Genomic DNA, 15178 nt, shown 5'->3' with positions numbered 1-15178 from the left:
CGTCCTCCCGTTACTCTGGGTTGTCCGCGAGGGATCTCGCCGCCCGGACGCAGTGGGCGAGCGCCTGGCGCGCGTACCCCGGGGAGACCCCCGCGAGTCCGCACGCCGGGGTGAGCGTGACCGCCTCCGCGAGAAGCCCCGGTGACAGCCCCAGCCTGCGCCACAGCGTCCTGACCCCCATGACGCTACCGGCAGGGTCTGACAATGGGCCCTCCGCGGACGGGACGACACCGGCGAAGAGCCGGGTGCCGCCCTCCACCGCCTCGCCGATCGCCTCGTCGTCACGCTCGGTGAGCAGGGAGAAGTCGAACGAGACGGCCGCCGCGCCCGCCCGCCGGAGCAGGGCGAACGGGACGTCCGGGGCGCAGGAGTGCACGACGACCGGGCCGCCGGGGTGCGTCCCGACGAGGTCGCGCAGCGTCTGCTCGACGACCTGCCGGTCGACGGCCCGGTGGGTGCGGTAGCCGCTGGCGGTCTTCACCTGGCCGCGCAGGACGGCCGTGAGGGACGGCTCGTCGAGCTGGAGCACGAGCTGTGCGCCCGGGACGCGCCGCCCCACCTCGGCGAGGTGCTGGCGCAGTCCCTCGGCCAGGGAGGCGGCGAGGTCGCGGCAGGCGCCGGCGTCGGACAGGGCCGCCTCGCCGTTGCGCAGCTCCAGGTGGGCGGCGAGCGTCCAGGGACCGACGGCCTGGACCTTCAGCGGCCCCTGGTAGTCCTGCGTGAACTCCTCCAGCGCGTCGAGGTCCTCGCCGAGCCAGGAGCGGGCCCGCTTGGTGTCCCGGCCCGGCCGGTCGCCGAGCCGCCAGCCGCTGGGCTCCACGCGCGCGTACAGCTCGACGAGCATCCCGGCGGTCCGGCCGATCATGTCCGCGCCGGGGCCCCGGGCGGGCAGTTCGGGCAGGAAGGGGAAGTCCTCGAAGGTTCCGGTGGCGGTCTTGGCGGCCTCGCGGGCGTCGCCCCCGGGCAGGGAGCCGACACCGGTGGCCGCACCGAACCTGAACTGGCTGTTTTCGCTCACCGCAACAGCCTAGTGAACGGGGCGCCGCGGTCAGGCGCCCGGCCGCACCGTCAGGTCGTTGACCTCGGCGTCGCGCGGCAGGTCCAGGGCCATCAGGATCGTCGTGGCCACCGACTCGGGGTCGATCCACTTCGAGGCGTCGTACTCCTTGCCCTCCTGCTGGTGCACCTTGGCCTGCATGGGGCTGGCCGTGCGGCCGGGGTAGACCGAGGTGACCCGGACGCCGTTGCCGTGCTCCTCGTGCCGCAGGGAGTCGGCGAGGGCCTTCAGGCCGTGCTTGGAGGCGGCGTAGGCGGACCAGCCGGCGTGGGCGTTGAGGCCGGCGCCGGAGTTGACGAAGAGCACGTGGCCCCGGGCGGCGCGCAACTGGGGCAGGAAGTGGCGGGTCAGCTCGGCGGGGGCGACGAGGTTGACGTTGAGCTGGTGGCGCCAGGTCTTCGGGGTGAGCTCGCCGACCGGGCCGAGGTCGACGACCCCGGCGATGTGCAGCAGCGAGTCCACGCGGTCGGGCAGCGACTGGTGGGAGAAGGCCCAGGAGAGCTTGTCGGGGTCCGCGAGGTCGCCGACCAGCGTCCTCGCGCCCGGGAAATCGGCCGCCAGTTCCTTCGCCCGGCCCGCGTCGCGCGCGTGCAGCACGAGGTCGTCCCCGCGCGCGTGCAGGCGGCGGGCCACGGCCGCGCCGATGCCGGATCCGGCCCCGGTGATCACATGAGTAGCCATGCCCGCCATGCTCGCATCAGGGCCGGGTCACTCGATGCCCCGGCTCTCCTCCAGGTAGGCCAGCGCCCCGACCGGCTCCTCCGCGAAGAACACCAGGTCGGTGAGCGGGCGGGGCAGGAAGCCCTCGTCCTCCATGCGGCGGAACTGCTCCTTCAGGCCGTCGTAGAAACCGGCCGTGTTGAGCAGGACGACCGGCTTGTCGGTGTGCCCGTGCTTCTTCAGCTCCAGGATCTCGGTCGCCTCGTCGAGCGTGCCCGTGCCGCCGACCATGATGACCACGGCGTCGGCCTTCTCCAGCAGGAGCTTCTTGCGCTCGGCGAGGTCCTTGGCGACGACCATCTCGTCGACGCCGGGGCGGGCCTTGGCCGAGAGGAACTGCACGGAGACGCCGACGAGCCGGCCGCCCGCCTCCTGCACCCCGTCGGCGACCACCTTCATGAGGCCGACGTCGGAGCCGCCCCACACGAGCGTGTGGCCGCCTTTGCCCAGCAGCTTGGCGAACTCCCGCGCGGGACGGGTGTAGCGCTCGTCGAGGTCGGCGGCGGAGAGGAAGACACAGATGTTCATGAACCCACCGTACGGGCCCGGTCCGGGGCCGTGGTCACCCGCATTTTGGACTGGCGGTGCGGCAGTTGCTCCCAGTCGTCCATGAACCGGGCGTCAAGGCCGTGCCGCGCGGCGAGTTCGGTCAGCGTCCGCGTCCGGTAGTAGAAGTCCTCGTGGAGCACCTGGTGCTCCTCGCCCTCGGTGCGGTCGAACGTGAAGTCGAAGAACCCGCCGGGTGCGAGGATCCGGCCGACGTGCGCGAAGCACTCCTCGATGACGTGCAGCGGCGAGTGCGAGAAGACGCTGTGCGCGTGCACGACGTCGAAGTGCGCGTCGGGCAGGAAGGCGAAGGTGAGGTCGTCGGCGAGCGCCAGGTAGGGCAGCTTGGGCTGGAGCTTCTCGGCGACGAGGGTGTCCTGGGCGGCGAGCAGGATGTGCGGCGAGATGTCGATGCCGTAGTAGTGCCCGGTGTCGAGGTGGTCGATGAACAGCCGGCCGGCGCGCAGATTGCCGCAGCCGATGTCCAGCATGCGGTGGTGCGGCTGGAGACCGTGTCCCACCAGGTAGTCGAACTGCATACGGCCGATGCGGGTCCATGACTCGCGCGAGGGGTTGTGCCCCACCGCCGCCTCCGCGCTGCGCGCCGCGTCCGAGGCCATCACGGCCCGGTAGTACGCGATGTGGTCGCGGTAGCGCAGCCGCAGCCAGGCGTCCCGCACCGCGCGCCGGGCGTGCGCGGGCACGCGCTCCGGGTGGCGCAGGGCGTAGCGGACCTGGTGGGCCAGGCTGCTGCGGTTTCCGGCCGGCTCAGTGGCGCGCACGGTGGCCTCCTGCGGCGGGCGAGGAACGGGCGGGGGAAGAACTCCGCTCCAGCCTGCGCTGTACCGGTGGAGTCGGCTACCCGAGGCGGGGCGATCGTGACGGCGGGGCATCGCATCACCTTCGAACGGAGCAGCCGCCACGCACCCGTACTGCCCGTTCGAGGGGACCGCGTCCTCCTGGTCGCTGCCGGGCGCGGCGGACCTCGTCCGGGCGTATCCGGCTCCCGAGCCGGACGTGGCGGAGATCAAGGACCACCTGTGCTTCTACGACGTGGAAGTGACGTGATCGGCTGACGCACGGCCCGCCTCACCCATGAAGACCGCGCGGTGCGGCAGTCTCAACAGGCATGGACAAGAAGATCCTTTCGCGCGACGGCACCCGCATCGCCTACGAGAGCACCGGCCGGGGTCCCGCGGTCGTCCTGGTGAGCGGTGCGATGTCGACGGGCGGCACCCTGGCGCCGCTGGCCGTGTCGCTCGCGGAGCGTTTCCAGGCCGTCGTGTACGACCGCCGGGGCCGCGGGGCCAGCGGGGACACGGCGCCGTACGCGGTGGAGCGTGAGGTCGAGGACCTGGCGGCGGTGATCGAGGCGGTGGGCGGCGAGGCGCTCCTGTACGGCATCTCGTCCGGCGGTGCGCTCGCCCTGGAGGCGGCGGCGAGCGGGCTGCCGGTGCGGCGCGTGGCGGTGTACGAGACGCCGTTCGCCATGTCGGAGGAGGGCGCCCAGGAGCGCGCGGAGTACACCCGGCGGCTCACGGAGGCGCTCGGCGAGGGCCGGCGCGGGGACGCGGTCGAGCTGTTCCTGCGGCTGACCGGCCTGGCCGAGGGCATGATCCAGGGCGCCCGCCAGTCCCCCATGTGGGCCGGCATGGAGGCGATCGCCCCGAGCCTCGCCTACGACGACGCCGTGATGCGCGACGGCCGGGTCCCCCGGGAGCGGCTGGGCTCGATCGCCGTCCCCGTCCTGGCGGTCGCGGGCGACGCGAGCCCCGCCTGGCTGCGCGAGGCGGCCCGGGCGATCGCGGACTCCGTCCCCGAGGGCACGTACCGCACGCTCCAGGGGCAGACGCACATGGTGGAGCCGAATGTGCTGGCGCCGGTGCTGACGGAGTTCTTCGCCCAGGGGTGAGGGAGGGCGGCTGAGCCGGGGCCGCGCGCCTGGAGCTGAGGGCGCGTGAACGAGGGGCACGCGCGCGTGGAGCTGAGGGCGCGTGAGCGTGTTGGCACGCGCGCGTGGAGTCGGCCTGCCCCGGGTGCCCTCCGGGTCAGGCCACGCCGGCCGTCGCCCGCTTCGTCGACGCGATCGTCGCCGAGCCCACCACGCGCGTGCCGTCGTAGAGCACGATCGCCTGGCCGGGGGCGACGCCGCGGACCGGCTCGGTGAAGGTGACCTCCAGGGTGCCGTCGACGAGTTCGGCGGTCACCTCGGTCTCGCCGCCGTGGGCACGGAGCTGGGCCGTGTAGGTGCCGGGGCCGGTGGGGGCGGCGCCGCACCAGCGCGGCTTGATCGCGGTCAGGGCGCTGACGTCCAGCGCGTCGGCCGGGCCGACGGTGACGGTGTTGGTGACCGGGGAGATGTCGAGGACGTAGCGCGGCTTGCCGTCAGGGGCCGGGGTGCCGATCCGCAGTCCCTTGCGCTGGCCGATGGTGAAGCCGTACGCGCCCTCGTGGGTGCCGAGCTTCGTGCCGGACTCGTCGACGATGTCGCCCTCGGACCGGCCGAGCCGGTCGGCGAGGAAGCCCTGGGTGTCGCCGTCGGCGATGAAGCAGATGTCGTGCGAGTCGGGCTTCTTGGCGACCGCCAGGCCCCGGCGCTCGGCCTCGGCGCGGATCTCGTCCTTGGTGGTGACCGTGTCGCCGAGGGGGAACAGGGCGTGGGCGAGCTGGCGGTCGTCGAGCACGCCGAGGACGTAGGACTGGTCCTTGGCCATGTCGGAGGCGCGGTGCAGCTCGCGGGTGCCGTCCTCGCGGACGATCACCTTGGCGTAGTGGCCCGTGCAGACCGCGTCGAAGCCGAGGGCGAGTGCCTTGTCGAGGAGGGCGGCGAACTTGATCTTCTCGTTGCAGCGCAGGCAGGGGTTGGGCGTGCGGCCGGCCTCGTACTCGGCGACGAAGTCCTCGACGACGTCCTCGCGGAAGCGGTCGGCGAGGTCCCACACGTAGAAGGGGATGCCGATGACGTCGGCGGCGCGGCGGGCGTCGCGCGAGTCCTCGATGGTGCAGCAGCCCCGCGCGCCCGTCCGGAAGGATTGGGGGTTGGCGGAGAGCGCGAGGTGGACGCCGGTCACGTCGTGGCCCGCCTCGGCCGCGCGGGCGGCGGCGACGGCGGAGTCGACGCCGCCGGACATGGCGGCCAGGACGCGGAGGGGGCGGGGGCGCTGCGGGGTTTCAGTCATAACCCCTCCAGGGTAAGGGGGCGCGGGAACCAGGGCCCGCGAGTATCCGTTGACGATCACATGGGACAGCGGAAGGCTCCGAAGGACGGCGACCGGAAGGTCGGGCGCCGGGCGTTGCTGATCGGTGGGGCGGCGGCAGCGGCGGGCTCGGCCGTGCTGGCCCGGGACGAGCTGGCGCGCCTGTGGTGGCGGACTCCCGGTGTGGAGAAGCCGCGCAAGGAGGGCGAGGTCGACTACGCGGGCGCGCGCTGGGTGGCGGCGTCGGAGGCGAACTGGCGGCGGGCGGACCGCCCCGACGACTTCGGCATAGACATGGTGATCGTCCATGTCACGCAGGGCAGCTTCGACAGCGCGGTGAAGGCCTTCCAGGACCCGGGCCACAAGGCGGCCACGCACTACATCGTCCGCCAGGACGGGCACGTCGCACAGATGATCCGCGAGCTGGACGTGGCGTACCACGCGGGCAACCGCGACTACAACGAGCGCAGTGTCGGCATCGAGCACGAGGGCTTCGTGGACCGTCCGCAGGACCTCACGGACGAGATGTACGAGGCCTCGGCGCGCCTGACCGCCCGGATCTGCGCGCGGTACGACATACCCGTCGACCGCGAGCACATCATCGGCCACGTGGAGGTCCCGGGCACGGACCACACGGACCCGGGGCCGCACTGGGACTGGGACAAGTACATGCGGCTGGTGCGTCAGGCGCGAACGGCACCCGCCTGACCGGGCTGACCGGGCGGCGTCGGAACAGCGGCGTCAGAACAGGGCGGCGAGGAGCGCGACGGCGGGTGCCAGCCCCTGGCCGAGCGCCCCGCGCCACAGCCGCGGGAAGGACACGGCGAACACGACGGCGGACACCACCAGGAAGCCGCAGAGGTAGAGGACCAGGGCGCGCCCGGCGGTCTCGTCCCCGGTGTGCAGGGCCACGACCCCGGCCAGGAGCCCGAGCCCGAGCAGGACGTTGTAGACGGCCACCCCGGACCGCCACAGCGTCACCTCGGGCGCGTCCGCCGTGGACGTGGTGAGGAAGAGCCGGACCGCGGGGCGGTGGTAGAAGAAGCGCTCCAGAACGCCCACCACGAGGTGGATCAGGGCGGCGAGGAGAGCGAAGGCCTGGGTGACGACGTTCACGTCCGGAGTGTCCGCCCGGGCGCGGCCCGCGGCAAGGGCGCGCGCCGAAGACCACGCGCCCCTCGTCCGCGCCGGGCGTTACGTCAGCCCAGCCGCCCGGGCCCGTTCCACCGCCGGGCCGATGGCCTTCGCCAGGGCCTCGACGTCGGCTTCGGTGGAGGTGTGGCCGAGGGAGAAGCGGAGGGTGCCGCGGGCCAGGTCGGGGTCGGTGCCGGTGGCGAGGAGGACGTGGCTGGGCTGGGCGACGCCGGCGGTGCAGGCGGAGCCGGTGGAGCACTCGATGCCCTGGGCGTCGAGCAGGAGCAGCAGCGAGTCGCCCTCGCAGCCGGGGAACGTGAAGTGCGCGTTGGCCGGGAGGCGACCGGCCGGATCGGGGTCGCCGCCGAGGATCGCGTCGGGGACGGCCGAGCGGACGGCGGTGATCAGGCTGTCGCGCAGGGCGCCGATCTCGCGGGCGAACCACTCGCGCTGCTCGGCGGCCAGCCGCCCGGCGACGGCGAAGGCGGCGATGGCGGGGACGTCGAGAGTGCCGGAGCGCACATGCCGCTCCTGGCCACCGCCGTGCAGCACGGGCACGGGGGCGTGCTCGCGGCCGAGGATCAGCGCGCCGATGCCGTAGGGGCCGCCGATCTTGTGGCCGGAGACGGTCATCGCGGCGAGGCCGGAGGCGGCGAAGTCCACGGGGATCTGGCCGAAGGCCTGGACCGCGTCCGAGTGCAGCGGGACGTCGAACTCCGCGGCGGCGTCGGCCAGTTCGCGGACCGGCAGGATCGTCCCGATCTCGTTGTTGGCCCACATGACGGTGGCGAGGGCCACGTCGTCGGGGTTGCGGGCGATCGCCTCGCGCAGGGCGTCCGGGTGGACGCGGCCGTGGGCGTCGACCGGCAGGTACTCGATGGTGGCGCCCTCGTGTTCGCCGAGCCAGTGCACGGCGTCGAGGACCGCGTGGTGCTCGACGGGGCTGGCGAGGACACGGGTGCGGGCCGGGTCGGCGTCGCGGCGTGACCAGTAGAGGCCCTTGACGGCGAGGTTGTCGGCCTCCGTGCCGCCCGAGGTGAAGACGACCTCGCTGGGGCGGGCGCCGAGGGCGTCGGCGAGGGTCTCGCGGGCCTCCTCGACGGTGCGGCGGGCCTGCCTGCCGGATGCGTGGAGGGAGGAGGCGTTGCCGGTGGCACCCAGGTGGGCGGTGAGCGCCTCTGCCGCCTCCGGGAGCATCGGGGTGGTCGCGGCGTGGTCGAGGTAAGCCATGGTGAGCCCGATTCTACGGCTCCCCTTCTCGCGGCCTCAGATCAAGCCCGGCCGAAGGTGGAACGCTGTCCCGCGCGGCGGCGGCCCGTCGTCCCCGGGCCCGGCGCTGCGGGTCGGTCTCAGGTGGTCCGACGGCGGCTCAGAAGCTCCACGAGACCGTGCTGTCGACCTCCATGAAGGCCACCAGGACCAGCAGGTCGGCGACGCCCAGGCCCAGGCCCAGGAGCGCGCGGCCGCGGCGGTTGGTGCCGCGCCACAGGGCCACGCTCGCCAGCACGATGGCGATCGGGCCGAGGAAGACGTTGAGAACCAGCAGACCGAGCAGGCCGAGGATGAAGGACGCGACGGCCATGCCGTCGGTGTCGCGGATACCGGTGTGGCGCGAGGCCGGAGCGGTGAGCTGCATGGTGATCGACTCCCGGTGTCGGGTCGGAGGTGGGTGGTCAGTGCGCCTGCGTGTGGCGCCGGCGGTTGCGCTCGCGGATCGCGAAGATGCCCAGCCAGGCGGCGATGACGACGCCGGCGGCGAGGGAGAAGGTGAGCGGCGCGTGGGCGACGGTGCCCAGGACCACGCCGAGCAGCAGGAGTGCGGCGACGATGAACAGCATGGGAAACAGCCCCCAGGATTCGGTGAACGATTGTGGTTACAGTTGTTCACTGACTTCCCAGTCTACCGGCTTCCATGACTTTCCAATTCCAGAGAACAGTTGTTAACTGCATGGTATGAGTCACACTCTCGGCATCCGGCAGGCCCAGAAGCAGAAGACCCGGCAGGCACTCCTGGACGCGGCCCTCGGACTGCTGGAGGAGCAGAGCCTGAGCAGCCTCGGGCTGCGCGAGGTCACCCGCGCCGTCGGGGTCGCCCCGACCGCCTTCTACCGGCACTTCCGCTCCACGGCGGATCTGGGCGTGGCCCTGGTCGAGGAGGCGCTGGGCAGCCTGCACCCGATGATCCGGACGACGGTGTCCGACACGGGCGACCAGGAGGAACGCATCACGCGTGCCATCGAGTTGATCGCCCGTCACGTCGACGGGTACCCCGCCCACGTCCGGTTCATCGCCCGGGAGCGGCATGGCGGGGTCCAGCCGGTACGGGAGGCCATACGGGACCAGCTGTCCCGGTTCGCCCGGGAGGTCAAGGACGAGCTGGCCAAGGACCCGGAGTCCGAGGGATGGACCGAGGACGACCTGCTGATGCTCGCCCACCTCTACGTGGACCAGATGCTCATCACGGCGTCGCTCTTCCTGGAGGCGCTGGAGGGGCCGGAGAAGGGGCGAGAGGAGCGGAAGCGGGAGGTCGCCCGGGTGGCGACCCGCCAGATGCGGCTGATCGGCCTCGGCCGCCACCACTGGCTGGATTGAGCCGCGCCCCGCGCCGACCGAGCCGTGCCCGACCTGGACACCTGGACCGAGCCGCGCCCGACGACGCGCAGGGGCGGCGCGCCCGCCGCTTCCGAGCGCGCCGCCCCTGCGGTGCCCCCCGGGGCACCCCGGGGCACCCCGGGGGACTCTTTCCTTCTTCGCGCTCAGTTCGCCTGGCCCTGGCCGCCCCCGCCCGGAGCGCCGCAGCCGCCGCGCTGGCCACCGCCGGGACCGCCGCCCTGCCCACCGCCGGGCATGCCCGAGGGCATCCCGGCCGGCGTGCCCGTGGGCTTGGCACCCCCGGAAGCGGCCCCCGACGGCACACCGGAGGGCGCACCCGAGGGAGCCACGGACGGAGCGCCCGACGGCACACCGGAAGGCACGCCCGACGGAGTCCCGGACGGCGCACCGCTCGGCCTCCCCGACGGTGCCCGGCAGGCCTGCCGCCCCCCGGACCCGCCCCCGCTGCCCGAGGACGACGAGGAGTCACCCGAGCCGCAGGCCACCAGGGCCAGGGGCGACAGCGCCAGCAGGGCCACGGCCGGGAGGAGACGCGCTCGCTTCATGAGAAACCACTCCAGGGAAGATGAGGAGGTTCTGAGGCAGGCACTCAACCAACGCCGCTCAGGACTCTCCTCGGACCGCCCTGTGACCGACCTGTCAGGCGGGCAGAGTTCAGCCCAGCCGGACCCGCGCCAGCTGCCGGGACTGCGCCACCAGCCGGTCCGCGCCGTCCCACACCTCGGCGTCCTCCTCCAGGAAGCCGCCGGCGAGGTTGCGGGTGGTGATCGACACGCGCAGCGGGCCCGGCGCCGGGCGGCAGCGGACGTGCACGGTCAGCTCGACGGTGGGCACCCAGCCCGTCAGCCCGAGTTCGAAGGCGGTGGGCGGCAGGGCGTCGACCGCCAGCAGCAGGGAGAGCGGGTCGGGGTCGCGGCCGTCCTTGAGGCCGAACCAGGCCCGCATCTCGCCCTTGCCGGAGGGCTGCCCGAGGGCCCAGCCCAGCGTCGACGGGTCGAGCTTGAGCATCAGCCGGTCGGCGATGGCCGAGCTGCCGTCGACCGGAGCCGGCCCGTCCTCGGGGCCGAAGCAGTGCTCGATCGGCGGGATCGCGGGCGGCCGGGCGGTCGTGCGGACGTCGTCGGGCAGGGCGTCCAGGTCGCCGTAGGAGGCGAGGACGCGGATGCGTTCGACCTCGCGGCCCTCGTCGTCGTACTGGAACAGGGAGGCCTGGCCGGTCGACAGGGTGCGGCCGGTGCGGACGACGTCCGTGCGGACGACCGCCGGGCCGGGCTGGGACGCGGTGAGGTAGTGCGCCGAGATGGTGAAGGGGTCGGCGTGCGGCAGGGCGTCCGCGAGCGCTCGGCCGAGGACGGCCAGCAGGTAGCCGCCGTTGACGGCGCTGATGATCGTCCAGCCTGCGGAGAGGTCGATGTCGTAGACGCCGGGCGCGCGGCGGGTGAGCGCGGTGTCGCGGTCGAACTCGCTGTCGCCGATCGTGGCCCGGACGGCCGGGGCGGAGGCTGCTTCAGGCATGGCTGAACAGTACAAGAACTAGCTACTAAGCGGTAGCTTTCTCCGATCTGCCGGAGTCATACCTTGGTGAGACACCGGCAACTTCTTGGTAAGTGTCCGACTCGTCCGTAAACCCTCTGGCTCGTTCCTCCCTCTGTAGGGGCATGAGCCTCACCGGGACACCGTTCCTCTGCACGCTGATCGTGCTGTCCGTCGTCGCCCTCGTCCTGCCGCTGTTCCTCTGGTCACGCGTCCGCGGACCCCGGGTCCTGCGTGCCGCAGCCCGGACGCTGATGCTGCTGTTCGCGCAAGGGACGGCCGTGGCCCTGGTGTTCACCCTGGTCAACAACGCCAACAGCCTGTACGACAACTGGGCCGACCTGCTCGGCACCGGTGACCACGTGCAGCAGGCCGCCGATCTGGGCGCCGACGGCACCGGCGGGATCGCGCTCAAGCGGCTGCCCAAGGTGCGCCAGACCTTCCAGCCCGCTTCCGGGCCGGGGATGCGCGCGGCCGGCGGGGTGCGGGTCACCCAGCTCAGGGGCCGGGTGTCGGGCGTGAACGCCGAGGTCTACGTCTGGCTGCCGCCGCAGTACCACGAACCGGCCTACCGGCACCACAGGTTCCCGGTCGTGGAACTCCTGCCCGGCTACCCCGGCTCGGCCAAGGCCTGGTTCGGCTCGCTGCACGCGCACGAGCAGCTGGAACCGCTGATGCGGGACGGCCGCGTCGCCCCCTTCATCCTCGTCGCGCCCCGCACGAACCTGCTGGCCGGGGTGGACACGGGCTGCGCCAACATCCCGGGCACGGTCAACGCCGACACCTGGCTGAGCGTCGACGTGCCGAAGATGGTGACGGACAACTTCCGCGCGGAGCCCGCCCCGCGGGGCTGGGCGGTGGCCGGCTACTCGGCCGGGGCGCACTGCGCGGCCAAGCTGGCCGTCGCCCACCCGGACCGCTACCGGGCCGCCGTCAGCCTGTCCGGCTACAACGACCCGATCGGCGAACGCGACTCGCTGGCCGCGCAGAGCCCCGCCCTGCGGGCCGAGAACAACCCCTACGTCCTCCTGCGCAGGGCGGCCGTCCCGCCGCGGATCGCGCTCTACCTCTCCGGCCAGCCGCACGACGGCTACGAGGCGGCCGTCGCCCTGGAGCAGGCCGCGAAGGCGCCGACGACCGTGCACGTGGTGTTCATCCCGAGGAGCGCGGGCGGGCACACCATGGCGCTGTGGCGGCCGCAGGTGGTCCCCGCGTTCGAGTGGCTGACGCAGGAGATGGGCGCCCGTCCCGTCACGGCAGCACGGGCTGTTCCTCCTCGCTCACCGTCGACCGCCGGTGCCACGCCCGCGGAGCTCGCCAGTGGTACCGCATCGCGAGCAGGCGCAGTACGAAGGCGGTGATCACCGCGAGGGCGCTGGTGAGCGGGTTCAGGGCGTCGTAGCGGAGACACAGGGCGACCAGGGCGGAGCCGACGATCGCCGGGACCGCGTACAGGTCGCGGTCCCAGCGCAGCAGGGACGGCACCTCGTTGGCGAGGACGTCCCGCAGCACACCGCCGCCGACCGCGGTGGTCAGCCCCAGGCCGGCGGAGGCGGTCAGGCCGAGCCCGTACTCGTACGCCTTGATCGTGCCGGCGACGCAGAACAGGCCGAGGCCGGCCGCGTCGAAGACGTTCACGGCGACCTGGATGCGCTCCACCTGCGGGTGCAGGAAGAAGACGAGGAGCGTGGCGAGCAGCGGGGTGAGGAAGTACCCCAGGTCCGTGAAGGCGGCGGGCGGCACGGCCCCGATGACCAGGTCGCGGAAGAGCCCGCCGCCCAGCGCGGTGACCTCGGCGAGGACGGCGATGCCGAAGACGTCGAAGTTCTTGCGCACCGCCAGCAGGGCACCGGAGATCGCGAAGACGAAGATGCCGATCAGGTCGAGCGTGTGCTGGACGGACGGACTGAAGAGTTGCTGGAGCACCCCGACATTCTCGCCGGTGGGCGCGCGGGGCCTTCGTCCGCGCGGACGAAGGCCGCGGAACGCGTCCGCCGGTAGTCGCGGGCGGCCCGCCGGAAGAAGCGCTGGGGTGCCACGGAGGCGTCCACGGTCCACTCCAGCTGGCCGCTGCCGACGGCCCCCGCCACCAGCAGGGGCAGGTCCCCGCCCGACAGGTGGGCCCCGACCGTCAGCACGCACGGCCCCTCGGGGGTGAGCGCCAGCTCGGTGTGGGCCGGTCCGTGGCGCAGGCCGAGGATGTCGAGGGCGGCCAGCGTGTGCAGGACCAGCGCGTCCTGCTCCGGTCCGCGCCGGGACAGCAGGACGCCTCGGGACAGCCCCGGGGCCGCGTCCCGGTCCGGCGGCCGCACCTGCCAGATGTCGCACACGTGGTGCGTGCCGTCGAGGCTGACGGTGTTCACGTGGTACCTGCCGCGCGGCGGACACTCCCGGGCCAGCAGGGCCGCGGCCGGCCCGGCCGGCTCGGGCGCCGCGCCGACGAGGCCGCGGAACGCCGCGACGAGGTCGTGTTCGGTCGCGCACGGGATGCGCCGGGCGGGGACGCAACCGGTCCCCCCGAGGCTCTCCAGGGTCACCCGGCCACCCACCCCGGCGTACCAGGCGAGCAGCCCGGCGAGGTCGCTGACCAGGAGTTGACGCGGCGTGCGCAGCCCGGCGGTCCGCAGCGCGTCCGCCATCCGGTAGCGGTCCCGGCGGACGTCACCGAGCCGGGTGTCGTTGCCGCGCAGGCGGAGCGCCTGCGCCAGGGCGTCGGCGACGCCGGCGGCGCCGGGGCTCCCGGCCACCAGCGCCACGGGCCGGTGAGCGGCGACGGCGGGAAGGATCCGGCCCAGGGTCCCGTCCCCCACGATCAGCTCGCGGTAGGCCTCCGGACGGAAGCGGGCCAGGAGGTGCTCCGGAACCTCCTGGCCGCTGCGCACGTGCACGCAGGCGTGGCCGCGCTCGTCGAACAGGGCGGGCAGGTGGCGTGCCGTGCCGTAGCCGTCGACGATCACCACGACGGACTCACCGGCCGGCCCGCCCCGCGGCCCCTCGGCCGCGGCTCCCCGGGGGGCGCTGCAGATCACCGCCCGTTCCCTCCTCTCCGGGCTACTCCTTGGGCACGTCCCGGAGCTTGCGCAGCGGGGAGAAGACGATGAACAGGACGGCCAGCCAGTCGCCGAGGGCCGAGACCGTCAGCATCGGACGGACGCCGACGTACGTGCCGAGCGCGCCGCCGGCCAGGGCACCGAGCGGCATGGTGCCCCACATGATCCAGCGCACCGAGGCGTTCATGCGCCCGAGCAGCTCCGGCGGGGTGATGGTCTGCCGGTAGGAGACCTGGGAGCTGTTGTAGAGCACGAAGATGACCATGAGCATCGTCATGCCGACGGCCACCAGGACGGTCGACCAGCCCGGCTGTGCCGCCGGGATGAGCAGTCCGGCCCAGCCGAAGCACAGCGCGGGGAGCCAGATCATCCGGGCGGTGCCGATCTTCTTGCCGACCCAGTTGGCGATCAGGCCGCCGGCCAGGCCGCCCACCGCCGAGCCGCCCATCACCAGGCCGATCACCCACGGTTCGGCCTTCAGCTCGCGGACCAGGTAGACGGTCTGGAGGCTGAGCACGATCGTGCCGAAGAAGTTCGAGACGGCGGTGGACGCGACGAGCTTGCGCAGGATCGGGTGGCCGACGACGAAGCGCAGGCCCTCGGCGATCTCGGTGCGCAGCCGGCGCTTCTCGGCGGGGCGCTCCGGGGTCGGTTCGGGCGTGCGGATCAGCACCAGGGTGAGCGCGGAGACGCCGAACGACACGGCGTCCGCGGCCATGGCCTTGGCGGCGCCGAGCAGGGTGACCAGGGCGCCGCCGAAACTCGATCCGGTGAGCTGCGCGAAGGACTGGGTGGCGCCGAGCTTGCCGTTGGCGTCGACGAGCTGGTCCTTGCCGACGAGCGAGGGCAGGTAGCTCTGGTAGGCGATCGCGAAGAAGACGGACAGCACGCCCATGGCGAGGGCCACGAGGTAGAGCTGGACGAGGGTCAGGACGCCGAGCACCGCGGCGACCGGGATGGAGCCGGCCAGCACCATGCGGCCGAGGTCGCACCACACCATCAGGCGCCGCTTCATGACCCGGTCGACCACGGGCCCGGCGGGCAGGGCCACCAGCAGGAAGGGCAGGGTCGTCGCCGCGGTGAGCAGACCGACCTCGAAGGTGGTGGCGTCGAGCATGAGCAGCGCCACCAGGGGAAGCGTCAGCTGGGTGATGTTGGAGCCCACCTCGCTGACGGTCTGTCCGCTCCAGAGGAGCATGAAGTCACGGTGACGCCAGAGACTCTGTGGTGGGGTCTCCTGCGTCTGTGTGGTCACTGCGGTCGTCATGGTTCTTCCTTGTCTCGGAATCTCGGGGAGGGCTCGGGGACGGTCGGCGTGCGGAGGCCGG

17 protein-coding genes and 1 pseudogene are annotated in these 15178 nt (G+C 73.1%); 5 read left to right on the top strand and 13 right to left on the bottom strand.

Features of this window, described 5'->3' with window-relative positions; translation table 11 throughout:
• Window positions 1–10: 10 nt before the first annotated feature.
• Genes C1703_RS28120 through C1703_RS28105 form a run of 4 tightly spaced genes read right to left on the bottom strand, consistent with a single transcriptional unit; the run spans window position 11 to window position 3105 of the window.
• On the bottom strand, window positions 11–1018 hold the full coding sequence (locus C1703_RS28120) for a methionine synthase (RefSeq protein ID WP_114255453.1): 1008 nt from the start codon (window positions 1016–1018) through the stop codon (window positions 11–13).
• A gap of 30 nt (window positions 1019–1048) precedes the next feature.
• Window positions 1049–1747 (bottom strand): SDR family oxidoreductase, encoded by a 699-nt coding sequence (locus C1703_RS28115; protein ID WP_114255452.1) that lies wholly within the window; start codon window positions 1745–1747, stop codon window positions 1049–1051.
• A gap of 18 nt (window positions 1748–1765) precedes the next feature.
• On the bottom strand, window positions 1766–2305 hold the full coding sequence (locus C1703_RS28110) for a TIGR00730 family Rossman fold protein (protein WP_031117547.1): 540 nt from the start codon (window positions 2303–2305) through the stop codon (window positions 1766–1768).
• Window positions 2302–3105, bottom strand: a complete 804-nt coding sequence (locus C1703_RS28105) for a class I SAM-dependent methyltransferase (RefSeq protein ID WP_114255451.1) — start codon at window positions 3103–3105, stop codon at window positions 2302–2304. Before C1703_RS28105 ends, C1703_RS28110 begins: the two co-directional genes overlap by 4 nt.
• Before the next feature lie 136 nt (window positions 3106–3241).
• Between C1703_RS28105 and C1703_RS28100 the strand changes: the two are divergent.
• Window positions 3242–3391 (top strand): annotated as a pseudogene (locus C1703_RS28100) (DUF427 domain-containing protein); the annotation flags it as partial.
• Between the two features lie 61 nt (window positions 3392–3452).
• Window positions 3453–4235, top strand: a complete 783-nt coding sequence (locus C1703_RS28095) for an alpha/beta hydrolase (RefSeq protein ID WP_114255450.1) — start codon at window positions 3453–3455, stop codon at window positions 4233–4235.
• Window positions 4236–4371: 136 nt separating this feature from the next.
• Here the strand turns inward: C1703_RS28095 and mnmA are convergent, their stop codons facing one another.
• The gene (mnmA, locus tag C1703_RS28090; protein WP_114255449.1) at window positions 4372–5502 is read right to left on the bottom strand and encodes a tRNA 2-thiouridine(34) synthase MnmA; all 1131 of its coding nucleotides are present in this window, start codon (window positions 5500–5502) and stop codon (window positions 4372–4374) included.
• Window positions 5503–5562: 60 nt separating this feature from the next.
• On the opposite strand from mnmA, the gene C1703_RS28085 reads away from it, so the two are divergent.
• On the top strand, window positions 5563–6228 hold the full coding sequence (locus C1703_RS28085) for a peptidoglycan recognition family protein (RefSeq protein ID WP_114255448.1): 666 nt from the start codon (window positions 5563–5565) through the stop codon (window positions 6226–6228).
• Window positions 6229–6261: 33 nt separating this feature from the next.
• On the opposite strand, the gene C1703_RS28080 is transcribed toward C1703_RS28085, so the two are convergent.
• From C1703_RS28080 to C1703_RS28065, 4 genes are all read right to left on the bottom strand, one after another.
• Window positions 6262–6636: a DUF1304 family protein gene (locus tag C1703_RS28080; RefSeq protein WP_114255447.1), complete on the bottom strand. Its 375-nt coding sequence runs from the start codon at window positions 6634–6636 to the stop codon at window positions 6262–6264.
• 78 nt (window positions 6637–6714) lie between these two features.
• Window positions 6715–7884 carry a cysteine desulfurase family protein gene (locus C1703_RS28075; protein ID WP_114255446.1) on the bottom strand — a complete coding sequence of 390 codons (1170 nt, stop codon included), beginning with the start codon at window positions 7882–7884 and terminating at the stop codon, window positions 6715–6717.
• 139 nt (window positions 7885–8023) lie between these two features.
• The gene (locus C1703_RS28070) at window positions 8024–8290 is read right to left on the bottom strand and encodes a DUF4190 domain-containing protein (RefSeq protein ID WP_114255445.1); all 267 of its coding nucleotides are present in this window, start codon (window positions 8288–8290) and stop codon (window positions 8024–8026) included.
• Between the two features lie 37 nt (window positions 8291–8327).
• Window positions 8328–8492: a hypothetical protein gene (locus tag C1703_RS28065; RefSeq protein WP_114255444.1), complete on the bottom strand. Its 165-nt coding sequence runs from the start codon at window positions 8490–8492 to the stop codon at window positions 8328–8330.
• A gap of 115 nt (window positions 8493–8607) precedes the next feature.
• On the opposite strand from C1703_RS28065, the gene C1703_RS28060 reads away from it, so the two are divergent.
• Window positions 8608–9246 carry a TetR family transcriptional regulator gene (locus C1703_RS28060; protein WP_114255443.1) on the top strand — a complete coding sequence of 213 codons (639 nt, stop codon included), beginning with the start codon at window positions 8608–8610 and terminating at the stop codon, window positions 9244–9246.
• A 675-nt stretch (window positions 9247–9921) separates the two neighbouring features.
• On the opposite strand, the gene C1703_RS28050 is transcribed toward C1703_RS28060, so the two are convergent.
• Entirely contained in the window at window positions 9922–10782 is an 861-nt protein-coding gene (locus C1703_RS28050) for a thioesterase family protein (protein ID WP_114255441.1), read from the bottom strand.
• Between the two features lie 143 nt (window positions 10783–10925).
• On the opposite strand from C1703_RS28050, the gene C1703_RS28045 reads away from it, so the two are divergent.
• Window positions 10926–12161: an alpha/beta hydrolase-fold protein gene (locus C1703_RS28045; protein ID WP_114255440.1), complete on the top strand. Its 1236-nt coding sequence runs from the start codon at window positions 10926–10928 to the stop codon at window positions 12159–12161.
• Here C1703_RS28045 and C1703_RS28040 read toward each other — a convergent pair.
• From C1703_RS28040 to C1703_RS28030, 3 genes are read right to left on the bottom strand one after another with little or no spacing between them, the layout of a single operon-like run.
• Window positions 12052–12726 carry a trimeric intracellular cation channel family protein gene (locus C1703_RS28040; protein ID WP_114255439.1) on the bottom strand — a complete coding sequence of 225 codons (675 nt, stop codon included), beginning with the start codon at window positions 12724–12726 and terminating at the stop codon, window positions 12052–12054. The two genes, C1703_RS28045 and C1703_RS28040, sit on opposite strands and share 110 nt — an antisense overlap.
• The gene (locus C1703_RS28035; protein ID WP_114255438.1) at window positions 12678–13829 is read right to left on the bottom strand and encodes a biotin carboxylase; all 1152 of its coding nucleotides are present in this window, start codon (window positions 13827–13829) and stop codon (window positions 12678–12680) included. Before C1703_RS28035 ends, C1703_RS28040 begins: the two co-directional genes overlap by 49 nt.
• A 22-nt stretch (window positions 13830–13851) precedes the next feature.
• The gene (locus C1703_RS28030; RefSeq protein WP_114255437.1) at window positions 13852–15117 is read right to left on the bottom strand and encodes an MFS transporter; all 1266 of its coding nucleotides are present in this window, start codon (window positions 15115–15117) and stop codon (window positions 13852–13854) included.
• Between the last annotated feature and the right edge of the window lie 61 nt (window positions 15118–15178).

It is taken from the genome of Streptomyces sp. Go-475 (assembly GCF_003330845.1).
Classification (GTDB): Bacteria; Actinomycetota; Actinomycetes; order Streptomycetales; family Streptomycetaceae; genus Streptomyces.
The sequence above is the reverse complement of the archived record's forward strand: the minus strand, read 5'-3'. Positions and strand labels throughout refer to the sequence as shown.